21 protein-coding genes are annotated in these 21,327 nt (G+C 67.6%); 7 read left to right on the top strand and 14 right to left on the bottom strand.

What is annotated here, in order from left to right; genetic code table 11:
- Positions 1 to 61 precede the first annotated feature (61 nt).
- Entirely contained in the window at positions 62 to 1,150 is a 1,089-nt protein-coding gene (locus tag BAY15_RS08370) for a catalase family protein (protein ID WP_068851087.1), read from the top strand.
- A gap of 22 nt (positions 1,151 to 1,172) precedes the next feature.
- Here the strand turns inward: BAY15_RS08370 and BAY15_RS08365 are convergent, their stop codons facing one another.
- From BAY15_RS08365 to BAY15_RS08355, 3 genes are all read right to left on the bottom strand, one after another.
- Positions 1,173 to 2,168 carry an NAD-dependent epimerase/dehydratase family protein gene (locus BAY15_RS08365; protein ID WP_068851084.1) on the bottom strand — a complete coding sequence of 332 codons (996 nt, stop codon included), beginning with the start codon at positions 2,166 to 2,168 and terminating at the stop codon, positions 1,173 to 1,175.
- Between the two features lie 83 nt (positions 2,169 to 2,251).
- Entirely contained in the window at positions 2,252 to 2,809 is a 558-nt protein-coding gene (locus BAY15_RS08360) for a TetR family transcriptional regulator (RefSeq protein WP_068851081.1), read from the bottom strand.
- 55 nt (positions 2,810 to 2,864) lie between these two features.
- Complete coding sequence (locus tag BAY15_RS08355; protein ID WP_068851078.1) at positions 2,865 to 3,755, bottom strand: AraC family transcriptional regulator; 891 nt, start codon at positions 3,753 to 3,755, stop codon at positions 2,865 to 2,867.
- A 113-nt stretch (positions 3,756 to 3,868) separates the two neighbouring features.
- On the opposite strand from BAY15_RS08355, the gene BAY15_RS08350 reads away from it, so the two are divergent.
- Positions 3,869 to 4,648: an SDR family NAD(P)-dependent oxidoreductase gene (locus tag BAY15_RS08350; protein ID WP_068851075.1), complete on the top strand. Its 780-nt coding sequence runs from the start codon at positions 3,869 to 3,871 to the stop codon at positions 4,646 to 4,648.
- Between the two features lie 19 nt (positions 4,649 to 4,667).
- Here the strand turns inward: BAY15_RS08350 and BAY15_RS08345 are convergent, their stop codons facing one another.
- From BAY15_RS08345 to BAY15_RS08330, 4 genes are read right to left on the bottom strand one after another with little or no spacing between them, the layout of a single operon-like run.
- Positions 4,668 to 5,303 carry an inorganic diphosphatase gene (locus BAY15_RS08345; protein ID WP_068851072.1) on the bottom strand — a complete coding sequence of 212 codons (636 nt, stop codon included), beginning with the start codon at positions 5,301 to 5,303 and terminating at the stop codon, positions 4,668 to 4,670.
- An 8-nt stretch (positions 5,304 to 5,311) separates the two neighbouring features.
- Positions 5,312 to 6,652 carry a purple acid phosphatase family protein gene (locus tag BAY15_RS08340; RefSeq protein ID WP_068851069.1) on the bottom strand — a complete coding sequence of 447 codons (1,341 nt, stop codon included), beginning with the start codon at positions 6,650 to 6,652 and terminating at the stop codon, positions 5,312 to 5,314.
- 35 nt (positions 6,653 to 6,687) lie between these two features.
- Positions 6,688 to 7,809 carry a phytase gene (locus BAY15_RS08335; RefSeq protein ID WP_068851066.1) on the bottom strand — a complete coding sequence of 374 codons (1,122 nt, stop codon included), beginning with the start codon at positions 7,807 to 7,809 and terminating at the stop codon, positions 6,688 to 6,690.
- Positions 7,809 to 10,358, bottom strand: coding sequence for a TonB-dependent receptor (locus tag BAY15_RS08330; RefSeq protein WP_068851063.1), 2,550 nt, complete (start codon positions 10,356 to 10,358; stop codon positions 7,809 to 7,811). The genes BAY15_RS08335 and BAY15_RS08330 overlap by 1 nt, the downstream gene beginning before the upstream one ends.
- 157 nt (positions 10,359 to 10,515) lie before the next feature.
- Between BAY15_RS08330 and upp the strand changes: the two genes are divergently transcribed.
- Positions 10,516 to 11,151, top strand: coding sequence for a uracil phosphoribosyltransferase (upp, locus tag BAY15_RS08325; RefSeq protein WP_068851060.1), 636 nt, complete (start codon positions 10,516 to 10,518; stop codon positions 11,149 to 11,151).
- Positions 11,152 to 11,162: 11 nt separating this feature from the next.
- Here the strand turns inward: upp and BAY15_RS08320 are convergent, their stop codons facing one another.
- From BAY15_RS08320 to rsmD, 6 genes are all read right to left on the bottom strand, one after another.
- Positions 11,163 to 12,050 carry an MBL fold metallo-hydrolase gene (locus tag BAY15_RS08320; RefSeq protein WP_068851057.1) on the bottom strand — a complete coding sequence of 296 codons (888 nt, stop codon included), beginning with the start codon at positions 12,048 to 12,050 and terminating at the stop codon, positions 11,163 to 11,165.
- A gap of 79 nt (positions 12,051 to 12,129) precedes the next feature.
- Entirely contained in the window at positions 12,130 to 13,875 is a 1,746-nt protein-coding gene (ggt, locus tag BAY15_RS08315) for a gamma-glutamyltransferase (RefSeq protein WP_068851054.1), read from the bottom strand.
- Positions 13,872 to 14,153, bottom strand: a complete 282-nt coding sequence (locus BAY15_RS08310; protein ID WP_068851051.1) for a YfhL family 4Fe-4S dicluster ferredoxin — start codon at positions 14,151 to 14,153, stop codon at positions 13,872 to 13,874. Before BAY15_RS08310 ends, ggt begins: the two co-directional genes overlap by 4 nt.
- Positions 14,154 to 14,280: 127 nt before the next feature.
- Positions 14,281 to 14,772, bottom strand: a complete 492-nt coding sequence (locus BAY15_RS08305; RefSeq protein ID WP_068851048.1) for a hypothetical protein — start codon at positions 14,770 to 14,772, stop codon at positions 14,281 to 14,283.
- Positions 14,773 to 14,817: 45 nt separating this feature from the next.
- The gene (gene coaD / locus BAY15_RS08300) at positions 14,818 to 15,327 is read right to left on the bottom strand and encodes a pantetheine-phosphate adenylyltransferase (RefSeq protein WP_068851045.1); all 510 of its coding nucleotides are present in this window, start codon (positions 15,325 to 15,327) and stop codon (positions 14,818 to 14,820) included.
- Between the two features lie 7 nt (positions 15,328 to 15,334).
- Positions 15,335 to 15,940 (bottom strand): 16S rRNA (guanine(966)-N(2))-methyltransferase RsmD, encoded by a 606-nt coding sequence (rsmD, locus tag BAY15_RS08295; protein ID WP_068851042.1) that lies wholly within the window; start codon positions 15,938 to 15,940, stop codon positions 15,335 to 15,337.
- Positions 15,941 to 16,057: 117 nt separating this feature from the next.
- Here rsmD and htpG point away from each other — a divergent pair, with 117 nt between their 5' ends.
- The 4 genes from htpG to BAY15_RS08275 all read left to right on the top strand — a co-directional run bounded on the left by htpG (position 16,058) and on the right by BAY15_RS08275 (position 20,851).
- Complete coding sequence (gene htpG / locus BAY15_RS08290) at positions 16,058 to 17,956, top strand: molecular chaperone HtpG (protein WP_068851039.1); 1,899 nt, start codon at positions 16,058 to 16,060, stop codon at positions 17,954 to 17,956.
- 229 nt (positions 17,957 to 18,185) lie between these two features.
- The gene (gene ftsY, locus BAY15_RS08285; protein ID WP_068851037.1) at positions 18,186 to 19,481 is read left to right on the top strand and encodes a signal recognition particle-docking protein FtsY; all 1,296 of its coding nucleotides are present in this window, start codon (positions 18,186 to 18,188) and stop codon (positions 19,479 to 19,481) included.
- On the top strand, positions 19,481 to 20,578 hold the full coding sequence (mutY, locus tag BAY15_RS08280; RefSeq protein ID WP_068851033.1) for an A/G-specific adenine glycosylase: 1,098 nt from the start codon (positions 19,481 to 19,483) through the stop codon (positions 20,576 to 20,578). Before ftsY ends, mutY begins: the two co-directional genes overlap by 1 nt.
- 3 nt (positions 20,579 to 20,581) lie before the next feature.
- Positions 20,582 to 20,851 (top strand): oxidative damage protection protein, encoded by a 270-nt coding sequence (locus tag BAY15_RS08275; protein WP_068851029.1) that lies wholly within the window; start codon positions 20,582 to 20,584, stop codon positions 20,849 to 20,851.
- A gap of 14 nt (positions 20,852 to 20,865) precedes the next feature.
- Here BAY15_RS08275 and BAY15_RS08270 read toward each other — a convergent pair whose 3' ends face one another.
- Positions 20,866 to 21,324 carry a DUF6491 family protein gene (locus BAY15_RS08270; RefSeq protein ID WP_068851026.1) on the bottom strand — a complete coding sequence of 153 codons (459 nt, stop codon included), beginning with the start codon at positions 21,322 to 21,324 and terminating at the stop codon, positions 20,866 to 20,868.
- Positions 21,325 to 21,327: the final 3 nt, after the last annotated feature.

Raw genomic sequence — 21,327 nt, 5'->3', positions numbered from 1 at the left:
CCTGCCAAGGCAACACCTCGTGGTCGCCGGCGCCTTCTCTCCACTTTCCGGAACCACGCCCATGACGCCGATCCAGCCTGCTGTTGCTTATTCCGCTGACGTGGAACAGCGCGCGCCTGACGAAGACGCCACCATCGCCGAACTGGTGGAGGTATTCACCCGCATGGCCGGCGTGGTTGCCGAGCATGAAGGCCATGCGCACCGTGCGGTGCACGCCAAAGGCCATGCACTGCTGCGCGGGCGCTTCCGCGTGCTGGATGGGCTCTCGCCCGAACTGAGCCAGGGCCTGTTCGCCAGCCCTGCCGACTACGATGCGCTGGTGCGGTTGTCCTCGCCCCCGGCCGAACAGCTGCCCGATACCGTCTCTACGCCGCGCGCGATGGCCGTCAAGATCATGGATGTGCCCGGTGCGCGCGTGGAGGGAGGCGATGAGCAACACAGTCAGGACTTCCTGATGGTCAATGGACCGGCGTTCAACACGCCCGGCATCAGCGGTTTTCTCCGTTCGGCCAAGCTGCTGGCCGCCACCACCGAGCGCATGCCGCGGACCAAGCAGGTGCTCTCGGCCACGCTGCGCGGTACCGAGGCGGCGCTGGAGGCAGTGGGTGGCCAGAGCGCATCACTGAAGGCGCTTGGTGGCGAACCGCAGCACCATCCGCTCGGCGAAACGTTCTTCACCCAGGTCCCGTTCCGCTACGGGCCGTACATGGCCAAGTTCTCGTGGGTGCCGGTGTCACCGGCACTGGTCGCGCTGACCGGGCAGAAGCTGCCTTCCGAAGCCGATACGCAGCGTGAGGCGGTGGCCGCGTTCTTCGCCCAGCCCGGCGCCGTGGCCGAGTGGGAGCTGCGCGTGCAGCTCTGCCGCGATCTTGAAAAGATGCCGATCGAAGACGCTTCGGTGGTCTGGCCGGAGGAACTCAGCCCGTTCCAGCCGGTAGGTCGGCTGGTGGTCGGTGAGCAGTCATCCTGGAACACCGACGCCGAGGCCAGCGAAGACCGCCTCGCCTTCGCTCCCTGGCACGCGCTGGCGGCCCATCAACCGCTGGGCAACATCAACCGCGCACGCCGGATCGTGATGGCCGCCTCGCGCGACTTCCGCGCCCGCTTCAACCGTTGTCCCATCCACGAGCCTTCGGCACCCAACGTTTAGTGCCACGCCCTGCGTGGCGGCTTCACACGCGCACGCCAGAGCGCACGAGCCGAAGCTCATCCAACCCCTGCTCGCGCGTGATCGCGTCGCGGAGGTGCAGCTCACGCCGCGCCTTGCGCGTATCCAGCGTCACTTCAACCGCCGAGGCAGCGAACTGCTGCCGGGTCAGCGGACCGCGTACCCGTCCACCACTCACTGCCGCCAGTACATCGCCCAGCGATGCCAGTGCCCACAGCAGCGCGCGCGGGACCGACTTTTCCGGCGCGGCGATCCCCTGCGTTTCCAGCAGCGCGGTGATGAAGGCACGGAACTGGACAGGCTGCTCGTCGGCGATGAAATAGACCTCGCCCGGTCGTGCATGGCGCAGCGCTGCCGAGACAGCCGCGCACAGGGTCGCGATGTGGGTGGTGGAGGTCAGGTAGTTGCCGCCCGAAATCCAGGCAAGCTGTCCGCTCCGCGCCGCGTCGCACAGCTGTGGCAGTGCGGTGGTGTCGTCGCGGCCCCACACGAACCGTGGGCGCAGCACGCTGACCGCAAGGTGTTCGCTGTTGGCCGCCAACGCAACCCGCTCCGCCTCGGCCTTGCTGCGCGAGTAGCCACCGATGGAGCGGCGTGGCAGTGGCGTGCGCTCGTCCACGCCTGGCAACGCGCGCCCGCTGGCCAGCACCGACTCGGTGCTGAGCAGGAGCACGCGGGCGACGCCCGCCTGTCCGGCGGCGTCGATCACCCGGCGCGTGCCATCGACGTTGACACGATGCTGGCGCCCCCCACCGGCCACATGGTCGGTATCGGCGGCCGCATGGACAACGGCGTGGCAGCCCTGCATGCCCGTGGCCAGGTCACCCGAGAGCAGGTCGGCGCGGAATGCCCGTGCGCCGCGCTGTTCGACTGCGCGCGCCGCTGCTTCGCTGCGCGCCAAGGCCACCACGGCGTGGCCCTGGGAGACCAGTGAGGTGATGAGGTTGCGACCGACATAGCCACTGCCGCCGGTAAGGAAAATCCGCTGGAGAGAAGACATGGGGGGTCCTGCAGCCGCTGCCGGGCCGCATTGATGGGTGGGAGAGAAGACAGGTGGGCGTAACGTCGCCCCAAACCGATGGATCAGTCAGGCGGTACCTGCTCCACCAGCCACGCGATGTCCCGCAGCAGCTGTTCCCGCTGTTGCACGGGCCAGCGGTGGTAGTCGAGCGCTTCGAGAAGTTTCAGTCCTTCCAGCGCCAGGTACGCCAGCATCGCGCCACGAGGCTGCTGCGAGGTGGTTTCGACCGCCTCGATCACCTCGCGCTGGTGTTGCTGGAACGGCCCGCGCAGGCTCGAGTCGCCGGCCATGGCCGCCACCAGGCTCAGGGCGACCGGTCGGAAGGCGTCCGGCAGCGGCTGTGCAGCGGCCGCCAGCCGACCCTTGATGACCGGACTGTCATGCGCGGGCACCGCGTCAACCGCGGCCTGGTTCTGGGCACGGTCCCGCTGCAGCGCGCGCACCAGTACGGCCTGCACCAGTGCGGTCTTGCTGCCATGGTCGTACAGCACGCTGGCCTTGCTGATCCCGGCCTCGGCTGCAACGGCCTCCAGGGTAAGCCCGGGAACGCCATGGCGGGCCACCACCCGTTCGGCGGCGTCCAGCAGGTGATTCGGGTCGATGGAGCGCGGTCGGGCCATGCGTTTACCAATTAATATCCGTCCGGATGGATATTAATGGGTCGCCAACCAGGGGTCAATCCACGGAAAGCGCGGACCCCTGCAGGCTTTCCCGCGCGGTGTGGCCGAAGCACCGCTGGTACTCGCGGCTGAACTGCGACAGGCTCTCGTACCCGACGGCAAGCGCCGCCGTGGTCACGTTGACGGCCTGGGTTTCGAGCAGCCGCCGTGCTTCGAGCAGACGCAGCTGCTTCTGGAACTGTAGTGGCGAGATCCCGGTAACCGCGCGGAAGCGTCGGTAGAACAGTGACACGGACATGTTGCTGGCCGCCGCCAGCGACTCCACCTGCAGCGGCTGTCGGAAATGCCGGCGCAGGTGCACCACCGCTTCGGCAATCCGGTGCAGCGTGCCTTCCGGGCGCGCCATTGCCGCAACCTCCGGGCCGGTTGGCCCGGTCAACAGCCAGTAGCTGAGTTCGCGCGACAAGGTGGGCACCAGCACCGCCGCCGCATCGTCGATACGCACCGCTTCAACGATGCGTGCCACGCAGTCCAGCAGCGGCGCTGGCAGGGTATGTACGCTGAGGCCGGAGGCTGCGGCGAGGGCTGACGGCCCCGGATCCAGCCCGGCCAGCACCTGCTGCAGCACACCCGTGTCCAGCTCGATCGAGACGCCCATGAACGGCTGTGCCCGGCTGGCCGTCAGCACGCGCCCACTTGCCGGCATCGCGATCCCGGTCACCAGTCCCTGTCCGGCACGGTAATCGAGGCTGCGTCTTCCGGCCAGAACCTGCTTTGCCCCCTGCACGACCACACCCAACGCGGGCCGGTACAGCGCATGGGTGGGCATCCGGGCATGGCGGGTAGTCGATACGATCACGCCCGGCAGCGGCGACAGTACACGGTCGCCCTCTCCGGCCGAACGGCTCAGGAGGCTCTCCACTGCGTCATGCAGACGCGTCAGCATGCCACCCCCGCACGGAGGGGTGCAGGATCAGGCAAATGCCTGCGCGTAACCGGCAAGAGCGCGGCGCGGCGCCCCGCGATCATGCCTGCTCGTTCCCCTCGTCTGGTTATCGCATGCACACTGGCTCTCCACTTCTCCCCGCCCGCGTGGCCCTGGTCACCGGCGGCAACAAGGGCATTGGCCGCAGCATCGCGATGCAGTTGGCCACGCGCGGCTGGGACGTGATCTTAACGTACCGCAGCGACCCCGCCGCCGCCCGCAGCGTGGCCGCGGACATCGCACGTCAGGGCCGCGACGTGATGACCCTGGCGCTGGACGTCACCGACAGCGGGAGCTTCCCGGCATGCCTGGACACGATGACCGGTTGGCTGCAGTCCCGAGGCCAGGGCCGGAAGCTCGACGCGCTCATCAACAATGCCGGCGCGCACGCACCGGCACCGTTCGGTGCAATCACCGCCGATGACATCGACCTTCTGCATGCGCTGCATTTCAAGGGTCCGCTGCTGCTGACCCAGGCGCTGTCACCGCTGCTGGCCGACGGAGCGCGCATTGTGAACCTGTCCAGCAGCCTCTCCCGCCACACCGCCGCCGGCAGCCTCGTCTACGCCGCCATGAAGGGCGCGCTGGAGGTGATGACCCGCTACCTGGCGCTGGAACTGGGTCCGCGCGGCATCACCGTCAATGCGGTGGCACCCGGCCCCACGCAGACGGATTTCTTCGGCGGCGCGGTGCGCGACAACCCCGACGTGCAGCGTTATGTCAGCGACCACACCGCCCTCGGGCGCCCGGGCCACGCCGAGGATATCGGGGCGATGGTGGCCGCGCTGGTCGGGCCCGACAACCACTGGGTGACCGCGCAGCGGATCGAGGTGGGCGGCGGGATCCTGCTGTAGGCCCGCGCGGTGCTGAGGCTCAATCGCCCTTGGCGCGGCGCTGCTGCGCGTCGAAGCGCTGCATTGATTCGCGGATCAGCACCTTCGCTTCGGCCGCGTTGCCCCAGCCGCTGAGTTCCACCGGATTGCGACCTTCGGGCAGGTCCTTGTAGACGCGGAAAAACGCTTCGATGCGCTGGCGTTCGATCAGCGGCAGGTCCTGCAGGTCGCGGATGTTGGCGTAGGTCGGGTCGATCTTGTCGGTCGGCACGCCGATCACCTTTTCATCGTGCTCGCCTTTGTCGACCATCTTCAGGTAGCCGATCGGGCGGAAGCGCACGATCACGCCGGGGTGCAGCAGTTCGCGGGTCAACACCAGTGCATCCAGCGGGTCGTTGTCGCCGGCCAGGGTGCGCGGCATGGAGCCGTAGTTGGCCGGGTACGCAACCGGCATCGACTGGAAGCGGTCGACGTGGACCAGGCCGTCTTCCTTGATTTCGTACTTGGTGAAGCTGCCGGCCGGGATTTCCACGGCCAGGTTGGCTTCCTCCGGCGCTTCCTTCGGCTGGGCGGCCAGAAAGGGGTGCAGCACCGCGTTGCTGGCGAGGCTGGCGCCGGTGAGCAGCAGCAGTGCGGCGGCCAGGGCGATCAGGGCAAGCTTGGGTTGCGGGTTCATGGCAGTCCTTATTCCCAGCAGCGGTCGGCACGACCCTTCAGGGTCTGGGTGCGCGTGCAGTCGCGGGGGGCGATGCGGCCCTCGGTGAGTTCGGTCTTGCGCTTGCTGCCGTCGGCCTCGCGGTTGAGTTCGAAGCCGTCGTACAGGCGGCCGGTGACCGTACGGGCTTCATAGCGCAGGTGCCGTGGATCGATCGTGAGCACCTGGTACAGCTGGGTGTCCTCACCGACCGGCGCCATCGTCGCGCGCGCTTCGTCGGACAGCCGGTACTGCTTGGGGCCGGCCACGGTCACCACGTACTGCGGCGTGGCCGCCTGGCCTTCGCCACGGCGCCCGTAGGTGTGGTCGTGGCCCTGCAGCACCAGGTCCACGTTGTGGCGGCGCACCACCGGCAGCAGCACGTCACGCAGCTCGGCGTTCTCGCGGCCCTCGCGCGGCGAATAGAACGGCTGGTGCAGCAGCACGATGCTCCACGGCTGCGGGTTGTCCGCCAGCACCTTGTCCAGCCACGCCGCCTGCGCCTGGGCCGTGCCCAGGTCCAGCGCCGAGGTGCCGTCCAGCACGGCGATGCGAACGCCCTGGTAGTCGAACCAGTAGGTGCTGGTGGACGCGGCATCCACGCCGTTGCGCGGCAGGGCGAAGGTCACCGGCCAGTGCCGGCCCAGCACGCGGCGTTCCTGCGGGGTGTCTTCGAATTCCTCGAAGTACTCATGGTTGCCGATCGCCGGTGCCACTGCGGTTTCCTGCGGCAGCCAGCCGGCGGCAGCGAACCACTCGCCCCACTCGCTGTCGTCCACGCCGTCACCGCCACTTACCAGGTCACCGGCAAACAGGGTCAGGCGCGCGTCCGGTGCGGCCTTGATGCCGGCACGCAGCACGCGCGAGACGTGGCTGACGTTCTTGTTCTGGGTGTCGCCGAAGTACAGCAGGGTCAGTGGCTGGTCGGCGCGCCCGGCGGTGCGCAGCTGGTTCCAGGCGCTCCAGGTGCCGTTGCCCTGCACCCGCCACAGGTACAGCGTATCCGGCGCCAGGCCAGCGACGTCGGCACGGTGATGGTGCGAAGGGCCCAGTTCGGTGTCCAGCGCCGTGGTCACGGCGGTAACGCGCCGGGGCGTGCCGACATCGGGCGAGTCGCCGGCAACCACCCATTCCAGCAGCGGCGTGCTGACGCTGGTATCGGTACGCCACGCCACGGCGAAGCCGCGCGATGCGTCCTGCGCCGGCGATGCCACGATGCGGTCCGGGAAGCCGGTCGCCGCGTAATGCCGGTTGCCGGCCGGCACCTGGGTGTTCGGTTCGGCCTTGCCCTCCGGCCTGGCCCAGCTGGACGCGCTGCCCAGCAGCAGCACTACCGCGAGCGCGCGGGCGCATGCATGGATACCGCTCACTTTGCACACTCCAGCGGCAGCGACAGCTGTTTGGCCACGCTGGCCCAGTCGAACGCGACCACGCCCTGGTCGTCATGCACGGCATACAGCGCGCCGTGCGGGAAGCGCGGCGAGGCGGCCTGGTCCAGCCAGATGCCGTCGGTATTGGCCACCGTGTTGCCCTGGAACGCGCCGACATGCTTCAGCGTGTGGCGGTCGAACAGGTGGAACACGCTGCGATCCTTGCCCTGTTCGGTGGTGATCCACCAGCCGTCCTTGCCGCAGGTGCGCAGCATCACGCCTTCGGCCTGGGCCTTGAACGCATCGCGGCCGAAGGTGGTGCCGCTGAATTTCCCTTGCAGCGAGTACACCTTGATTTCGCTGGCATAGGTTTCGTCTTCTTCGGCGATCAGCAGGCGGTCGTTGGCCGGATCGCCCCAGATCGATTCAACCACGCGCAGGGCGCCCTTCTCGCTGGTGTCGCCGATGCTGCCGACCAGGCTGGCCTGCGCCTTGCCGTCCGCCACCTGCAGTGCGTAACGACGCACGCGCTTGTCCAGTTCGGCCAGCGGCGGCAGCACGTCGTTGCCCTGCGCATCTTCGCCGGCATCGTAGGAATCGGTCACGTACACGTCGTAGCCGCTGGCCTGCTTGTTGACCCACAGTCCATACGGCTTGCGCAGGTCATCGGCCGCGAACGTCCCCAGCGGGGTGAATGACGGCAGCTGCAGCACCTGCACGCGGTGGTTGTCGCGCTCCACGATCAGCACCAGGTCATCGACCACGGCGATGCCGTTGGGGCGGACGAACTGGCCCGGCGCGGTGCCGGTGCTGCCGACATCGCGCAGGTGCGCGCCGGTCTGGCCGTCATAGACCACCAGCTTGTCAGTGGCCTTGGCCGTGGCAATCAGCCACGCTTGCCCTTCCGGCGAGGTCCAGCTGGCCGGCGAATCGATGTTGTCGGCCGGGGTCATCGGGGTGAGGAACGCTTCGGCCACGGTGGCCACCGAGCGCCCGGTAGTCGCCGCCGCCGGGTCTGCTGCCGGTGCGTTCGATGCCGCCGGTGCCGGAGTGACGGCCGGTTTGCAGCCAGCCAGCACGGCCAGCGCGAGCAGGCCCAATACGGGACGTGCGCGCATCACAGGGCCACCTTCAGGCCGAGCGCGTAGGTGCGGCCGTATTCTTCGTTCTGCAGGGTGCGCGAACGCACGCCCTGGTAGAGCTCCAGCGGCTTGTCGAGCAGGTTCTGCGCTTCCAGGTACACGCTTACGTTCTCGGTGATCTTGTAGTCCAGGCTGAAATCGAGCTGGGTATTGGGGGCCACGAAGATGTCGTAAGCGCGGCTGTCGCCCAGCGTATCCAGGTACTCGCTGCGGTAGACGGCGGCAAGGCGGGTGCTGAAGCCGGCCTTCTCGTAACCCAGGTGTGCGCTGTACACGTGCTTGGAGGCACGCGGCAGGGTGAAGTCCTCGTCGGCACGGCCATCCAGGCCCGGGTCGAAATCGGTGTCCAACCAGGTGCCGCTGGCACCGACCAGCAGGCCATCCCAGCCGGCGGGCAGGAAGCTGAGCTGCTGCTGCCAGTTGAACTCGGCGCCGTAGACCTTGGCCTTGTCGCCGTTGATCACGCGGGTGACGTCGAAGCCGGGGTATTCGGGATCGCTGTCGCTGACGGTGTTGACGATGTAGCCGTCGATGGATTTATGGAACAGGCCCAGCGAGAGGATGCCGGTGCTGCCGATGTAGCGCTCGAACGACAGGTCCACGTTGCTGGATTCGTACGGATCCAGTTCCGGGTTGCCCAGCCGCACTTCCTCGTCGCCGCGGTTGTAGCCGATGCGCGGGGCGATGTCGCCGAACGACGGGCGCGACACGGTCTTGTTGGCGGCTGCACGCAGCACCCAGTCGCTGCCGGCGTCGTAACGCAGGTGCAGGCCGGGCAGCACGTTGGTGTAGCTGCGGTCGGCGCTGAGCGGGGTCACGGTGTAGCTGCGGCCGTTGGCGGCCACGTCCACCTGGTTGCCGGTGGCCTGGAACTGGGTGTTTTCCACGCGCACGCCGCCGATGATGCGCAGGTTGCCGACGTCCCAGGTGCCCATGGCATAGCTGGCGAAGATGTCTTCGCTGGCCGTGTAATCCTCTTCCAGCGAGGTCATCGCATTGGCGCCGACATCCTGCGGGCGGGCACTGTACTGGCTGCCGAACCGGGCCCAGTAGCGACGCATCGCATCCGAGCTCATGCCCTGGCCGAGGCTGCCGCCACGATGGTCGGGCGTGGTGGTGGTCCAGTCGGACAACGCCACGTCCGGACCCACGCGCAGTTCGCGCTCGTCGGTGTCCACGTCGCGGTCGCGCCAGCGGCCCAGCAGGCCGAACTTGTAACTGCTGTTGTCGCCGTCGAAGCGGATGTTGACCTGGGCGCTGTGCTCCTTGTCGTCCACGCGCTTGGGCGAGACCACGAAACGGTCGAAGTCGTAGTTGCCGTTGTCCATCCAGTTGGCATCGCTGAGCGTGTAGCGCGGGATGCCGCTGTTCTGGTCCACGGTGGCGGCCAGGTCATCGCCGTTGTACTCGAAGCGCGCTTCCATCTCGTCGTTGACGCGTTCTTCGGTACGGGTGTAACCAACCTTGTAATCCAGCACGGCGTTGGTCAGGCGGTTCTCGCCGCCCAGGCTGGCGGCGAAGGTGTTTTCCTTCTTGGTGCGGTAGCGCATGCGCTTCTGGATCGCATCGGCCGGCAGGTCGTCGACCCGGAACTGGTTGTTGCCCAGCGCGGTGACCTCGCCATCGCCGAAGTTGAAAATGGTGCGCTGGCGGGTTTCGGCGTCGTCGAACTGGCTGTACAGGGTGCGCAGGTAGTACTGGCTGTCTTCGCTGGGGCGCCAGTCGAAATTGAGGTTGGCGCCGATGCGCTTGCGCTCGATCTCATACTTGCGGTGCTGCAGGCTGTTGGCGAACAGCTCGTCTTCGCTGCCGCCGTCGAATTCGCCGTACTCGACTTCGCTGTTGTCGGACTCGAACCTGCGGTTCTGGTAGTTCACGCCCAGCGCCACGCCGAAGGTATCGGCGAACACTTCGCTGTAATTGAACGCGGCCTTGGGGCTGGTGTGCCCGGACAGCTCCTGGTGGCTGGCTTCGATCTTGCCGCGCAGGCTGCGCCCGTCGCGGTCGAACGCCGAGGCGGACTCGACCAGGATCGCGCCGCCGATGGCATCGCCCGGCATGTCCGGGGTCGGCGACTTGACCACGCGCAGGCGTTCGGTCGAGTCGGAGGGGATCACGTCCAGCGGTGCGGCGCGGCTGGAGTCTTCCGGCGTGCCCACGGCGACGCCGTCGATGCTGACGCTGTTGAGGTTGGCATCCAGGCCCCGCACCACCACGAAACGGCCCTCACCCTGGTCGCGGGTCACGCTGACGCCGGGCAGGCGCTGCAGCGATTCGGCCACGTTCTTGTCCGGGTAGACGCCCATGGCATCGGACGATACCGCGTCCTGGATGGCATCGCTGCTGCGCTTGAGGTCGACCGCGCGGGTCTGCGATTCCAGCTGCGGGCGCACTTCCACCCGGTCCAGCTCGGTGGCTGCGGCAGCGCCGGCGAGCTCCCCGCTCGCGGCGGCCACGGCAGGCGCGGTGGACAGGACCAGCAACGACAGGCTGATGGCCAGCCCCAACGGCGATTTGTTCTGCACGGCTTCCCCAACGGTGTAAAGGTTGGGTCAGCACGGTATGTCCGGGAGGTTGCATGAACGTGACACCGGTGGCGATTGTGACGCTCGGGGGCGGGCTATGGCCGGCCATGGCACCGGTGCGGCAAAATGGCGTTCTCCCCGTTTTGTTGGCATTCCCATGAAAATCGTCGAAGTTCGCCACCCGCTGGTGCAGCACAAGATCGGCCTGATGCGCGATGCGTCCCTGAGCACCAAGGACTTCCGCGAGCTGGCCAACGAACTGGGCGGCCTGCTGGCCTACGAGGCCACCGCCGACCTGGACACCGAAGCGCACACCCTTTCCGGCTGGGCCGGCCCGGTGACCGTGCAGCGCATCGCGGGCGCGAAAATCACCGTGGTACCGATCCTGCGCGCCGGGCTGGGCATGCTCAGCGGCGTGCTGTCGCTGATTCCGGCGGCGCGGGTCAGCGTGGTCGGCCTGCAGCGTGATGAGGAAACCCTGCAGCCGGTGCCCTATTTCGAGCGCCTCACCGGCCGCCTGGAAGAGCGCGATGCGCTGATCCTGGACCCGATGCTGGCCACTGGCGGCACCCTGATCGCCACCATCGACATGCTCAAGCGCGCCGGGGCGCGGCGGATCAAGGGGATTTTCCTGGTGGCCGCGCCGGAAGGCATCGCGGCCGTGCAGGCGGCGCACCCCGATGTGGAGATCTTCACTGCCGCGATCGATGCGCGGCTCAACGAGAAGGGCTACATCCTGCCGGGCTTGGGCGATGCCGGTGACCGCATCTTCGGGACCCGCGTGGCCGGTTGATCCGCGCGCCGTCAGGCCAGCGCGCGGGCCTTCAATTCACCCTGTTCGTGGGCGGTACCGAACCGCCCTTTCTCATCGCGGGTGACCTGGGCCAGCGCGCATTCGGGGTCGTGGGTAAAGAACAGGTGCACGTTGCGCGCCAGCTTGTCTTCCAGGAAGCTGCGTTTCTCGTCGATCAGCAGTTCGGCGTTGCGGTCGTAGCCCATGGTGATCGGCACGTGCACCCATGAACGCCCGGGAATCAGGTCCGCACAGAACACCACGCCACCGCGCGGCTCGCCCTGGACCTGCTCGGGGCCGACGATCTCGGCCAGCATCAGGCCCGGGGTGTGCCCGTCGCTGAAGCTGAAACGCACGCTTGTGCCCAGCGTGCGCGAATACGGTCCCTGCACGATCTCCAGCCGCCCGCTGTCGCGCAGCAGCTGCGGCAGTTCGGGAATGAAGCTGGCGCGGTCGCGCGGGTGCGGATCCAGCGCGCGTTCCCAGTGCTCGGCACCGACCAGGAAGGTCGCGTTGGGGAACAGCAGCTCCGGCGCGCGGCCTTCGCTCCACGGCGCCAGCAGGCCGCCAGCGTGGTCGAAATGCAGGTGGCTGAGCACCACCACGTCGATGTCCTCATGCTCGAAGCCGGCTTCGCGCAACGATTCGATCAGCACGTGGCTGGGTTCCTGCACGCCATAACGGTCGCGCAGCTTCGGCTCGAAGAACGCGCCGATACCGGTTTCGAACAGCACGGTCCTGCCGGCCAACGGGCTGGCCAGCAGCGCACGGCAGGCCAGTTCGATCCGGTTGAGATCGTCCGGTGCCGCCCATTTTTCCCAGACCGCACGCGGCGCATTGCCGAACATCGCGCCGCCATCGAGCTTCTGTGAGTTACCGCGGATGGACCATAGTTTCATCGGTAAATTATCCGGCGGGCTGCGTTAATAATTCGCTATCCGCCGGCATGAAAAACCCCGCCGTGGCGGGGTTTCTGGTTTACCGTGCCGCCGCAGGAGCGACGGCTCCCGAACCGACCGGGTTGCGCGGGTCGCTGCCCACGCTGAGCTGGTTGCTGCGGCGGTTCCACTCCACCGTCTGCAGGTTGCCCCACACATGGCTGGAGCCGCGCCCGCCTTCGGCGCTGTCGCCGGGCAGGTCGATCTTGTGGCCCATCGCCTGCAGCTGCTGGATGGTGCCCGCATCGAACGCACCGGTTTCAGCCTCGATCACGTCCGGCAGCCACTGGTGGTGGAAGCGCGGCAACGCCGCAACCTGCTGGGCGTCGAGGCCATCGTCGTAGCCCAGCACGCCCAGCAGCACCATGGTGATGATGCGGCTGCCGCCCGGGGTGCCGAGCACCACGACCTTGTCGGCCGATTCCATGAAGGTCGGGGTCATCGAGCTGAGCATGCGCTTGCCCGGCTTGGGCGCGTTGGCCGCATACCCCATCACGCCGAACGCGTTGGGCGTGCCCGGCTTGAGCGCGAAGTCGTCCATTTCGTTGTTGAGCAGCACGCCGGTGCCCGACGGAATCAGGCCCGAGCCGTACAGCAGGTTCACGGTCTGGGTGGCGCCCACGCGGTTGCCCTGCTGGTCGATGATCGAGAAGTGGGTGGTCTCGTCGTCTTCCAGCGGGGTCGGGTTGCCCGACAGCAGGTCGCTGGGGGTGGCCTTTTCCGGGTGGATGGTGGCGCGCAGGCCCTGGGCGTAGTCGCGGCTGGTCAGCACTTTCTGCGGAATCTGCACGAAGTCCGGATCGCCCAGGAAGAAGGTGCGGTCACGGAACGCGCGGCGCATCGATTCCACCACCAGGTGGGTACGGTGGGCCGGATCCATCGCCTTCAGGTCCCACCCTTCCAGGATCTGCAGCATCGAGGCCAGTGCGATGCCACCGGACGACGGCGGCGAGGCGGTGGTGATCTTCCAGTCGCGGTAATTGAACACGATCGGTTCGCGCTGCTTGACCCGGTAGCCGGCCAGCTCGTCGGCCGTCCACTTGCCACCGGCCTGCTTCACGCCGGCCAGCAGGAGCTTGCCGGTCTGGCCCTTGTAGAAGCCATCGAACCCGCCTGCGGCCAGGCGCTCCAGCGTCTGCGCCAGCTCCGGCTGCTTGAACACATCACCTTCGGCGATCGGCTTGCCATTGCGCAGGTACACCTCGCGCGTGCCGGGGTAGCGCTCCATCACTTCACGGCGCGAGGCATAGCCCTTGGCCATGCGCGCATACACCGGGAAACCCTCGCGGGCGATGCGGATCGCCGGGGCCAGCGACGCCTGCAGCGGCAGCTTGCCGTGCTTGGCCGACAGCTCCACCAGCGCCGCCGGCAGGCCGGGAATGCCGGCCGACCACGGCCCGTTCACCGACCGGTCGCGGTCCAGCTCGCCCTTCCTGTCCAGGAATGCTTCGGGGGTCGCGGCGGCCGGTGCGGTCTCGCGCGCGTCCAGCATCACATCCTTGCCGGTTTTCGCATCGTGCAGCAGGAAGAAGCCACCGCCACCCAGGCCGGAGCTGATCGGTTCGACCACTGCCAGGGTGGACGACACCGCTACTGCGGCGTCAAACGCGTTGCCGCCCTTGGCCAGGATCTCCATGCCCGCTTCGGTGGCCAGGTGATGGCCACTGGCGATGGCGGCGCCTTCAGGATGCGCGGCCAGCGTGGCCTGCGGCGCAGGCTCGGCGGCCCACAGGGCCGGTGTCCACAGCAGGAGCAGCAGCAACCAGCGACGGGAGGGGGTGTTCATTCGGGCGCAGACTCCACATAGAGTTCGGGATGATCGCGCTGGAGCCCATGCAGCTTGGCCAGCAGCGCTTCCTGGGTTTCAGGAATGTCCGGATCGGGATCGATGCATTCCACCGGGCAGACGACCACGCATTGCGGTTCGTCGAAATGCCCCACGCATTCGGTGCAGCGTGCAGGGTCGATCACGTAGATGGTTTCACCCATCGAGATGGCCTGGTTGGGACAGGCGGGCTCGCATACGTCACAGTTGACGCAGAGCTCATTGATTTTCAGCGACATGGCGTTACTCCACGCCAGTGCCGGCAGAGGAAAACCGGCCTGCGCAGCTGCGCGGGCCGGTCAACGGCGGCGTCCACGAAGGACGCCGCCCGGGCCGCGCACACGTGCGCGGCCGCCATGGCACGGCTTACTTGGCTTCGACGAAGATGTACTCGGCGCCGGTCGGCTGGACGATCGACTGGACGCGGGCGTTGTCGGCCGCCTGGCCGATGAACACCACGCGCACACCCTTCATCGAGTCGGCGGACACGTCCTTGAACACGGCCTGGATCATGTCGGCCATCTTGCCCGAGGCGGACGAACCGAAGGCCAGCATGTTGCCCGGCTGCACGCCACGGGCGACCGCAGCGGTGGCGCTCTCGACCTGGCGGTCGTACTTGGCCTGGAACTCCGGATCCGATTCCGGGGACAGGTAGTACAGGAACGGGCTGTTGGTGATGTTGCCCATGTTCTGCACGGCGACGGACTGCAGGTACTTCTTCCAGCCCGCATCGTCATCCTTGGCCGGGGCGACGAGCGCCTGCTGGGCATCGGCGACCGGTGCGGCTTCTTCCTTCTTGCAGGCGGTGAACGCCAGCGCGAACGACGCGATCAACATGGCACGCATGGTGTTGTTCATGGAGTCTCCCTCTTGGTGATGCTTGGTATGTGTGGGTCTTGGGGTTTACGTGGGGCCAGACTTCGCTTCGCGGACCTTGCGCAGCGCCTCGAGCACCGAGGCCGGCACGAAGCCGGACACGTCGCCGCCAAGACGGGCGATCTCGCGGACCAGCGAGGACGAAATGAAGCTGTGCTGCTCGGCCGGGGTCAGGAACAACGTCTCGACCTCCGGAATCAGGTGGCGGTTCATGCTGGCCATCTGGAATTCGTATTCAAAATCGGAGACCGCGCGCAGGCCGCGCAGCAGCACCCCGCCCTGCTCGGAGCGCACGAAATGTGCCAGCAGGGTGTCGAAACCGCGCACTTCCACGTTGCGGTGGTGGGCCAGCGCATCGCGCGCCAGCGACACCCGCAGTTCCAGCGGCAGCGACGGACCCTTGGACGGGCTCTGCGCCACGCCGACCACCAGCTTCTCGAACAACGGCGCGGCCCGGTTCACCAGGTCGATGTGACCGTTGGTGATCGGATCGAAGGTGCCCGGGTATACGGCGATGCGGCGGTTGGCTACGGTCATGCGGAAGCTACGCGTTCTGATCTGGTGAAAGTGTAGCAGTGGCGCGCCTGTACAGGGCAAAGCGGACCTCGCGGGTACCGCCCTCCCGGTGCAGCAGCCAGCCCGGCGGCAGGCGCAGGGTCTGCCCGGCCGGCGACTCCAGGTACAGCCAGGCATCGGCCGCCAGGTGCGGCCCCAGCCCGGCCAGGACGGCCTCCCACAGCCCGTCGGCGAACGGCGGGTCGATGAAGGCGATGTCGGCCAGCCCCGACGGCCGCTGGCCCAGCCAGTGCAGCGCATCGCCCTGGACCACCTCGATCTGGCCCTGGGCGCCCAGCCTGGCCACCGATTCGCGCAGCTGGCGGGCCAGCGCGGCATCGCGCTCCACCAGCGTGGCCTGGGCCGCCCCGCGCGACACCGCTTCCAGTCCCAGCGCGCCGCTGCCGGCGAACAGGTCCAGCACCCGGGCCCCGCCCAGGCGCGGCATCAGCCAGTTGAACAGGGTCTCGCGGACCCGGTCGCTGCTGGGCCGCAGGCCCGGCGCGAGCGGCACCGGCAGCTTGGTATTGCGCCATTTGCCGCCAATGATGCGGACCTGGCCTACGGGGTGGGATGCGGGGGAACGTGAATTCATCCGCCAAGAATACCGTGACCCCATTGAAACGCTGCCATCTTGAAATCGGGACAATCCGTCCTTACCCCTTGTGCAGCCGCCGCGCCGGGCGCGGCACCGTCCAAGGAGCACTCCCCGATGACCGAGCAGACCCACAAAGAAACCCTGGGCTTCCAGACCGAAGTGAAGCAGCTGCTGCAGCTGATGATCCACTCGCTGTACTCCAACAAGGAAATCTTCCTTCGCGAGCTCATCTCCAACGCCGCCGATGCCTCGGACAAGCTGCGCTTCGAAGCGCTGACCCAGCCGGGCCTGCTCGAAAGCGATGGTGAACTGCGCATCCAGGTCAGCGTCGACCCGCAGGCACATACCCTGACCATCGACGACAACGGCATCGGCATGAGCCGCGACGAGGCCATCGCCCACCTGGGCACCATCGCCAAGTCGGGCACCGGCGACTTCCTGCGCCAGCTGTCCGGCGACCAGAAGAAGGACTCGCAGCTGATCGGCCAGTTCGGCGTCGGCTTCTACAGCGCGTTCATCGTGGCCGACCAGGTCGACGTGTACTCGCGCCGCGCCGGCCTGCCGGCCAGCGAAGGCGTGCACTGGTCCTCGCGTGGCGAGGGCGAGTTCGACGTGGAAACCATCGACAAGCCCGAACGCGGTACCCGCATCGTGCTGCATCTGAAGGACGACCAGCAGGACTTCGCCGATGCCTGGCGCCTGCGCGGCATCATCAAGAAGTACTCCGACCACATCGGCCTGCCGATCCAGATGGCCAGGGAACACCACGGCGACGACGCCCCGGCCGAAGTCGAGTGGGAGACCGTCAACCGCGCCAGCGCGCTGTGGACCCGCCCGCGCACCGAGATCAGCGACGCCGAGTACCAGGAGTTCTACAAGCACGCCGCGCACGACCACCAGGATCCGCTGGCGTGGAGCCACAACAAGGTCGAAGGCAAGCTCGAGTACACCTCGCTGCTGTACGTGCCCGGCCACGCGCCGTTCGACCTGTACCACCGCGACGCGCCCAAGGGCCTGAAGCTGTACGTGCAGCGCGTGTTCGTGATGGACCAGGCCGAGCAGTTCCTGCCGCTGTACCTGCGTTTCATCAAGGGCGTGGTCGATTCCAACGACCTGTCGCTGAACGTGTCGCGCGAAATCCTGCAGTCCGGCCCGGTCATCGATTCGATGAAGTCGGCGCTGACCAAGCGCTCGCTGGACATGCTGGAGAAGCTGGCCGCCGACAAGCCCGAGGTGTATGCCGGGTTCTGGAAACAGTTCGGCCAGGTGCTGAAGGAAGGCCCCGCCGAAGACTTCAACAACCGCGAGAAGATCGCCGGTCTGCTGCGCTTCGCCTCCACCCATGACGCCAGCGGCGAGCAGAACGTGTCGCTGGCCGATTACATCGGCCGCATGATCGAAGGCCAGGACAAGATCTACTTCCTGACCGGCGACAGCCACACCCAGGTCAAGGACAGCCCGCACCTGGAAGTGTTCCGCAAGAAGGGCATCGAAGTGCTGCTGCTCACCGACCGCATCGACGAGTGGCTGATGGGCTACCTGACCGAGTTCGACGGCAAGTCGTTCGTGGATGTGGCGCGTGGCGACCTCGACCTGGGCGCGCTGGAAACGGCCGAAGACAAGCAGGCGCAGGAAGCGGCCGCCAAGGACAAGCAGGGCCTGGTCGAGCGGATCAAGGGCGCGCTGGGCGATGACGTGGCCGATGTACGAGTGTCGCACCGCCTGACCGATTCGCCGGCCATCCTCGCCATCGGCGAACAGGACCTGGGCCTGCAGATGCGCCAGATCCTGGAGGCCAGCGGCCAGAAGGTGCCCGACAGCAAGCCGGTGTTCGAGTTCAACCCGGCCCACCCGCTGATCGGCAAGCTGGACCAGGAAGCCGATGCCGCCCGCTTCGGCGACCTGAGCCGGGTGCTGTTCGACCAGGCCGCGCTGGCTGCGGGCGATACGCTGAAGGATCCGGCGGCTTATGTGCGCCGGTTGAACAAGCTGTTGCTGGAATTGTCGGTTTAACGCGGTACGTGGTGGCCGGCACCGCTTGGGCCGGCCAACGGCCGGCGCTACGAATTGCTGCGTGGCCTTTGGGGTCGCGGTTAACCAACCCTGGGCTTCGGATGCGTCTCGGTAGCGCCGGCCGTTGGCCGGCCCAGGCGGTCCGTCACCGTGCGACCCGTCCGCCGCTCCACGCGGGCCTTACGGGCCCGGGTGGTAGCATATCCCCCTGATTTCAGCGCCGAATCCCATGCTCAGTTTCTTCCGTCGCAAAAAGCCCCAGGACGCTCCGCAGGACGCGCCCAAGACCCAGCACTACACCGCTGAGGAACTGGCCGCCGCGTTCCCGTCCGCCGCCACTGAGGCCGAGCCGGTCGTACCGGCTGCCGCGCCCGCCGTCGAGCCCACGCCCATCGCAGCACCGGTGGCGACGCCCGGCGTCGACGCAGCCGCTCCCGTTAGCACGCCAGCGGCCCAGGTCGATGCACCCCGCATCGAAGCCGTGCAGGCGGCACCCACCCCGCTCTATCCGCCCGCCCCGGTCGTGGTCGCCACTGATATCGTGCAGGAAGCGGTGCAGCCGCTCGCCGCCCCGACCGCCTTCGATGAAGCGGCACCCGCCGCGCCCGGCAAGACCGGCTGGCGCGACCGCCTGCGCAACAGCGTCATCGCACGCAGCTTCGGCGGCCTGTTCTCGCGCAATCCCAAGCTCGACGACGACCTGCTCGATGAGCTGGAAACCGCCCTGATCACCGCCGATGTCGGTGTCGGTGCCACCACCGCACTGGTGGAAGGACTGCGCAAGCGCATGAAGGCGCGCGAATTCACCGACGCGAACGCGTTGTTGAGGGCGCTGCGCGCCGACCTGATCGCGATCCTGCAGCCGGTCTCCCGCCCGTTGGTGATCGACCGCAGCGCAAAGCCGTTCGTGATCCTCACCGTCGGCGTCAACGGCGTCGGCAAGACCACCACCATCGGCAAGCTGGCCAAGCGCTTCAAGGACGATGGCCACAGCCTGATGCTGGCCGCCGGCGATACCTTCCGCGCCGCCGCCGTGGCGCAGCTGCAGGCCTGGGGCGAGCGCAACGGCGTGGCCGTGGTCGCCCAGGGCCAGAACGCCGATGCCGCCTCGGTGGCATTCGATGCGCTGCAGGCCGGCAAGGCACGCGGCACCGGGGTGCTGATCGCCGATACCGCCGGCCGCCTGCATACCCAGGGCGGGCTGATGAACGAGCTGGGCAAGATCCGCCGCGTGCTGGGCAAGATCGATGAAAGCGCGCCGCACGAGGTGCTGATGGTCATTGACGGCACCACCGGCCAGAACGCGCTCTCGCAGCTGCGCCAGTTCCATGCCGCAGTCAATGTGACCGGCCTGGTGGTGACCAAGCTGGATGGCACCGCCAAGGGCGGCGTGGTGTTCGCGCTGGCGCGCGAATTCGGCATTCCGATCCGCTTCGCCGGCATCGGCGAGCGCCCCGAAGACCTGCGCGTGTTTGATCCGGAAGCGTTCGTGGATGCGTTGCTGCCGGAAGCGCTGGGCGGTTGATGTCGCCCGCCATCGCCGACGCGTTCGTCGATCGGCTGCTGCCGTGGTTCGACGGCCATGGCCGGCATGACTTGCCCTGGCAGCATCCGCGTACGCCGTACCGGGTGTGGTTGTCGGAAATCATGCTCCAGCAGACCCAGGTCGCCACGGTCATCCCGTACTTCCTGAAGTTTCTTGCCGTGTTCCCCACCCTGCCCGACCTCGCCGCCGCCAGCAATGACGCGGTGATGGCGCAGTGGGCCGGCTTGGGCTACTACGCCCGCGCGCGCAACCTGCATGCCGCCGCGCAGCGCTGTGTCGAACTGCACGGCGGCGAGCTGCCGCGCGACGTCGATGCACTGCATGCACTGCCGGGCATCGGCCGCAGCACCGCCGGTGCGATCCTCAGCCAGGCCTGGAACGACCGCTTCGCGATCCTCGATGGCAACGTCAAGCGTGTGCTCACCCGCTACCACGGCATCGAAGGATTCCCCGGCCTGCCCGCGGTGGAAAAGGTGTTGTGGGCGCTGGCAGAGCTGCACGTGGAGCATGTTCCCGGCGGCCGTCTGGCCGATTACACGCAGGCGCAGATGGACCTGGGCGCCACGGTCTGCACCCGCAGCCGGCCAGCCTGCGTGATCTGCCCGCTGCAGGACGACTGCGTGGCGCGCCGCGAAGGCCGCAGCGACCAGCTGCCCACCCCGAAGCCCAGCAAGGTCCTGCCCGAACGCGAGGCGGTGGCGCTGCTGCTGCGCGATGCACAGGGCCGCGTGCTGCTGCAGAAGCGGCCGGACACCGGCATCTGGGCGCAGCTGTGGACGCTGCCGCAGGCCGACAGCGGCACCGCGCTGCAGGACTGGTTCGATGCGCACGTGCTGGGCTCGCTGGAAGATGCCGAAGAGCTGCCGGTGCTGCAGCACACCTTCAGCCACTATCGCCTGCACCTGCAGATCCTGTCGCGGCAGGTGGATGGCCTGCGCAATGACATTGCTGGCCTGCGCTGGGTCCCGGCGCGGGAGCTGCCCAGCCTGGGTCTGCCCGCGCCGATCCGCAAACTGCTGGAAAACGGAAGTAGCCGTAAACTACGCGCTGCAACGACTTTGAAGAGGATCGACTAGCCCATGGCCCGCACCGTTTTCTGCCAGTACGAACAACGCGACACCGAAGGGCTGGATTTCGTGCCCTATCCCGGCGAGCTGGGCCAGCGCATCTTCAACGGCATCGGCAAGACCGCCTGGGCCGCGTGGCTGGCGCACCAGACGATGCTGATCAACGAAAACCGGTTGTCGCCGCGCGATCCGAAGCATCGCGCGTTCCTGGAAGAAGAGCTGGTCAAGTACCTCTTCAGCGGTGGCGCCGAGAAGCCGGCCGGGTTCGTCCCCGAGGCCTGACAGCAGCGACCGGCCTATTCCGCCGGCGGCGTTTGCCCCGCTTCGCGCTCCTGCACCTGCGCCTGGCGCATTGCCTGCTCCGAGGAGCGCAGCGCCTTGACGTCCAGCGGGCGGATCGCGCCGATGAAGCACGGGACGCTCGGGCCGTGGTTGGGATCGCGGACCAGCACCCGGTCGAAGCGCGATGACACCTGGCCGGTCTGGCTGGTCAGCCCGATTGCGGTAGCGTAACTGAGCCCGTAACACGGGCCGCGCAGTTCAATGAGATAGGCCTCGCTGGGGCGGGTCCACACCGCCAGCGCGCTGTCGCCCAGTTCGGTCCAGCCATTGAGCGAGCCGAAGTAGCGCATCGACGGTTGCGGCGGGCCGGCGTGGGCGCGGTACAGCTCCAGGCGTTCGGCGCTGCTCAGGCGGCCGGTGGCACAACCGGCCAGCACCAGACCCATTGCAACAATGGCGACAAGCGTTTTCATGGC

Source organism: Stenotrophomonas rhizophila, assembly GCF_001704155.1.
Taxonomy (GTDB): Bacteria; Pseudomonadota; Gammaproteobacteria; order Xanthomonadales; family Xanthomonadaceae; genus Stenotrophomonas; species Stenotrophomonas rhizophila_A.
The sequence above is the reverse complement of the archived record's forward strand: the minus strand, read 5'-3'. Positions and strand labels throughout refer to the sequence as shown.

Excerpts from the sequence above, each read along its gene's own strand:
- BAY15_RS08370 (WP_068851087.1), top strand. The coding sequence starts at position 62 with ATGACGCCGATCCAGCCTGCTGTTGCTTATTCCGCTGACGTGGAACAG.
- BAY15_RS08365 (WP_068851084.1), bottom strand. The coding sequence starts at position 2,168 with ATGTCTTCTCTCCAGCGGATTTTCCTTACCGGCGGCAGTGGCTATGTC.
- BAY15_RS08360 (WP_068851081.1), bottom strand. The coding sequence starts at position 2,809 with ATGGCCCGACCGCGCTCCATCGACCCGAATCACCTGCTGGACGCCGCC.
- BAY15_RS08355 (WP_068851078.1), bottom strand. The coding sequence starts at position 3,755 with ATGCTGACGCGTCTGCATGACGCAGTGGAGAGCCTCCTGAGCCGTTCG.
- BAY15_RS08350 (WP_068851075.1), top strand. The coding sequence starts at position 3,869 with ATGCACACTGGCTCTCCACTTCTCCCCGCCCGCGTGGCCCTGGTCACC.
- BAY15_RS08345 (WP_068851072.1), bottom strand. The coding sequence starts at position 5,303 with ATGAACCCGCAACCCAAGCTTGCCCTGATCGCCCTGGCCGCCGCACTG.
- BAY15_RS08335 (WP_068851066.1), bottom strand. The coding sequence starts at position 7,809 with ATGCGCGCACGTCCCGTATTGGGCCTGCTCGCGCTGGCCGTGCTGGCT.
- upp (WP_068851060.1), top strand. The coding sequence starts at position 10,516 with ATGAAAATCGTCGAAGTTCGCCACCCGCTGGTGCAGCACAAGATCGGC.
- BAY15_RS08320 (WP_068851057.1), bottom strand. The coding sequence starts at position 12,050 with ATGAAACTATGGTCCATCCGCGGTAACTCACAGAAGCTCGATGGCGGC.
- ggt (WP_068851054.1), bottom strand. The coding sequence starts at position 13,875 with ATGAACACCCCCTCCCGTCGCTGGTTGCTGCTGCTCCTGCTGTGGACA.
- BAY15_RS08310 (WP_068851051.1), bottom strand. The coding sequence starts at position 14,153 with ATGTCGCTGAAAATCAATGAGCTCTGCGTCAACTGTGACGTATGCGAG.
- BAY15_RS08305 (WP_068851048.1), bottom strand. The coding sequence starts at position 14,772 with ATGAACAACACCATGCGTGCCATGTTGATCGCGTCGTTCGCGCTGGCG.
- coaD (WP_068851045.1), bottom strand. The coding sequence starts at position 15,327 with ATGACCGTAGCCAACCGCCGCATCGCCGTATACCCGGGCACCTTCGAT.
- rsmD (WP_068851042.1), bottom strand. The coding sequence starts at position 15,940 with ATGAATTCACGTTCCCCCGCATCCCACCCCGTAGGCCAGGTCCGCATC.
- htpG (WP_068851039.1), top strand. The coding sequence starts at position 16,058 with ATGACCGAGCAGACCCACAAAGAAACCCTGGGCTTCCAGACCGAAGTG.
- ftsY (WP_068851037.1), top strand. The coding sequence starts at position 18,186 with ATGCTCAGTTTCTTCCGTCGCAAAAAGCCCCAGGACGCTCCGCAGGAC.
- mutY (WP_068851033.1), top strand. The coding sequence starts at position 19,481 with ATGTCGCCCGCCATCGCCGACGCGTTCGTCGATCGGCTGCTGCCGTGG.
- BAY15_RS08275 (WP_068851029.1), top strand. The coding sequence starts at position 20,582 with ATGGCCCGCACCGTTTTCTGCCAGTACGAACAACGCGACACCGAAGGG.
- BAY15_RS08270 (WP_068851026.1), bottom strand. The coding sequence starts at position 21,324 with ATGAAAACGCTTGTCGCCATTGTTGCAATGGGTCTGGTGCTGGCCGGT.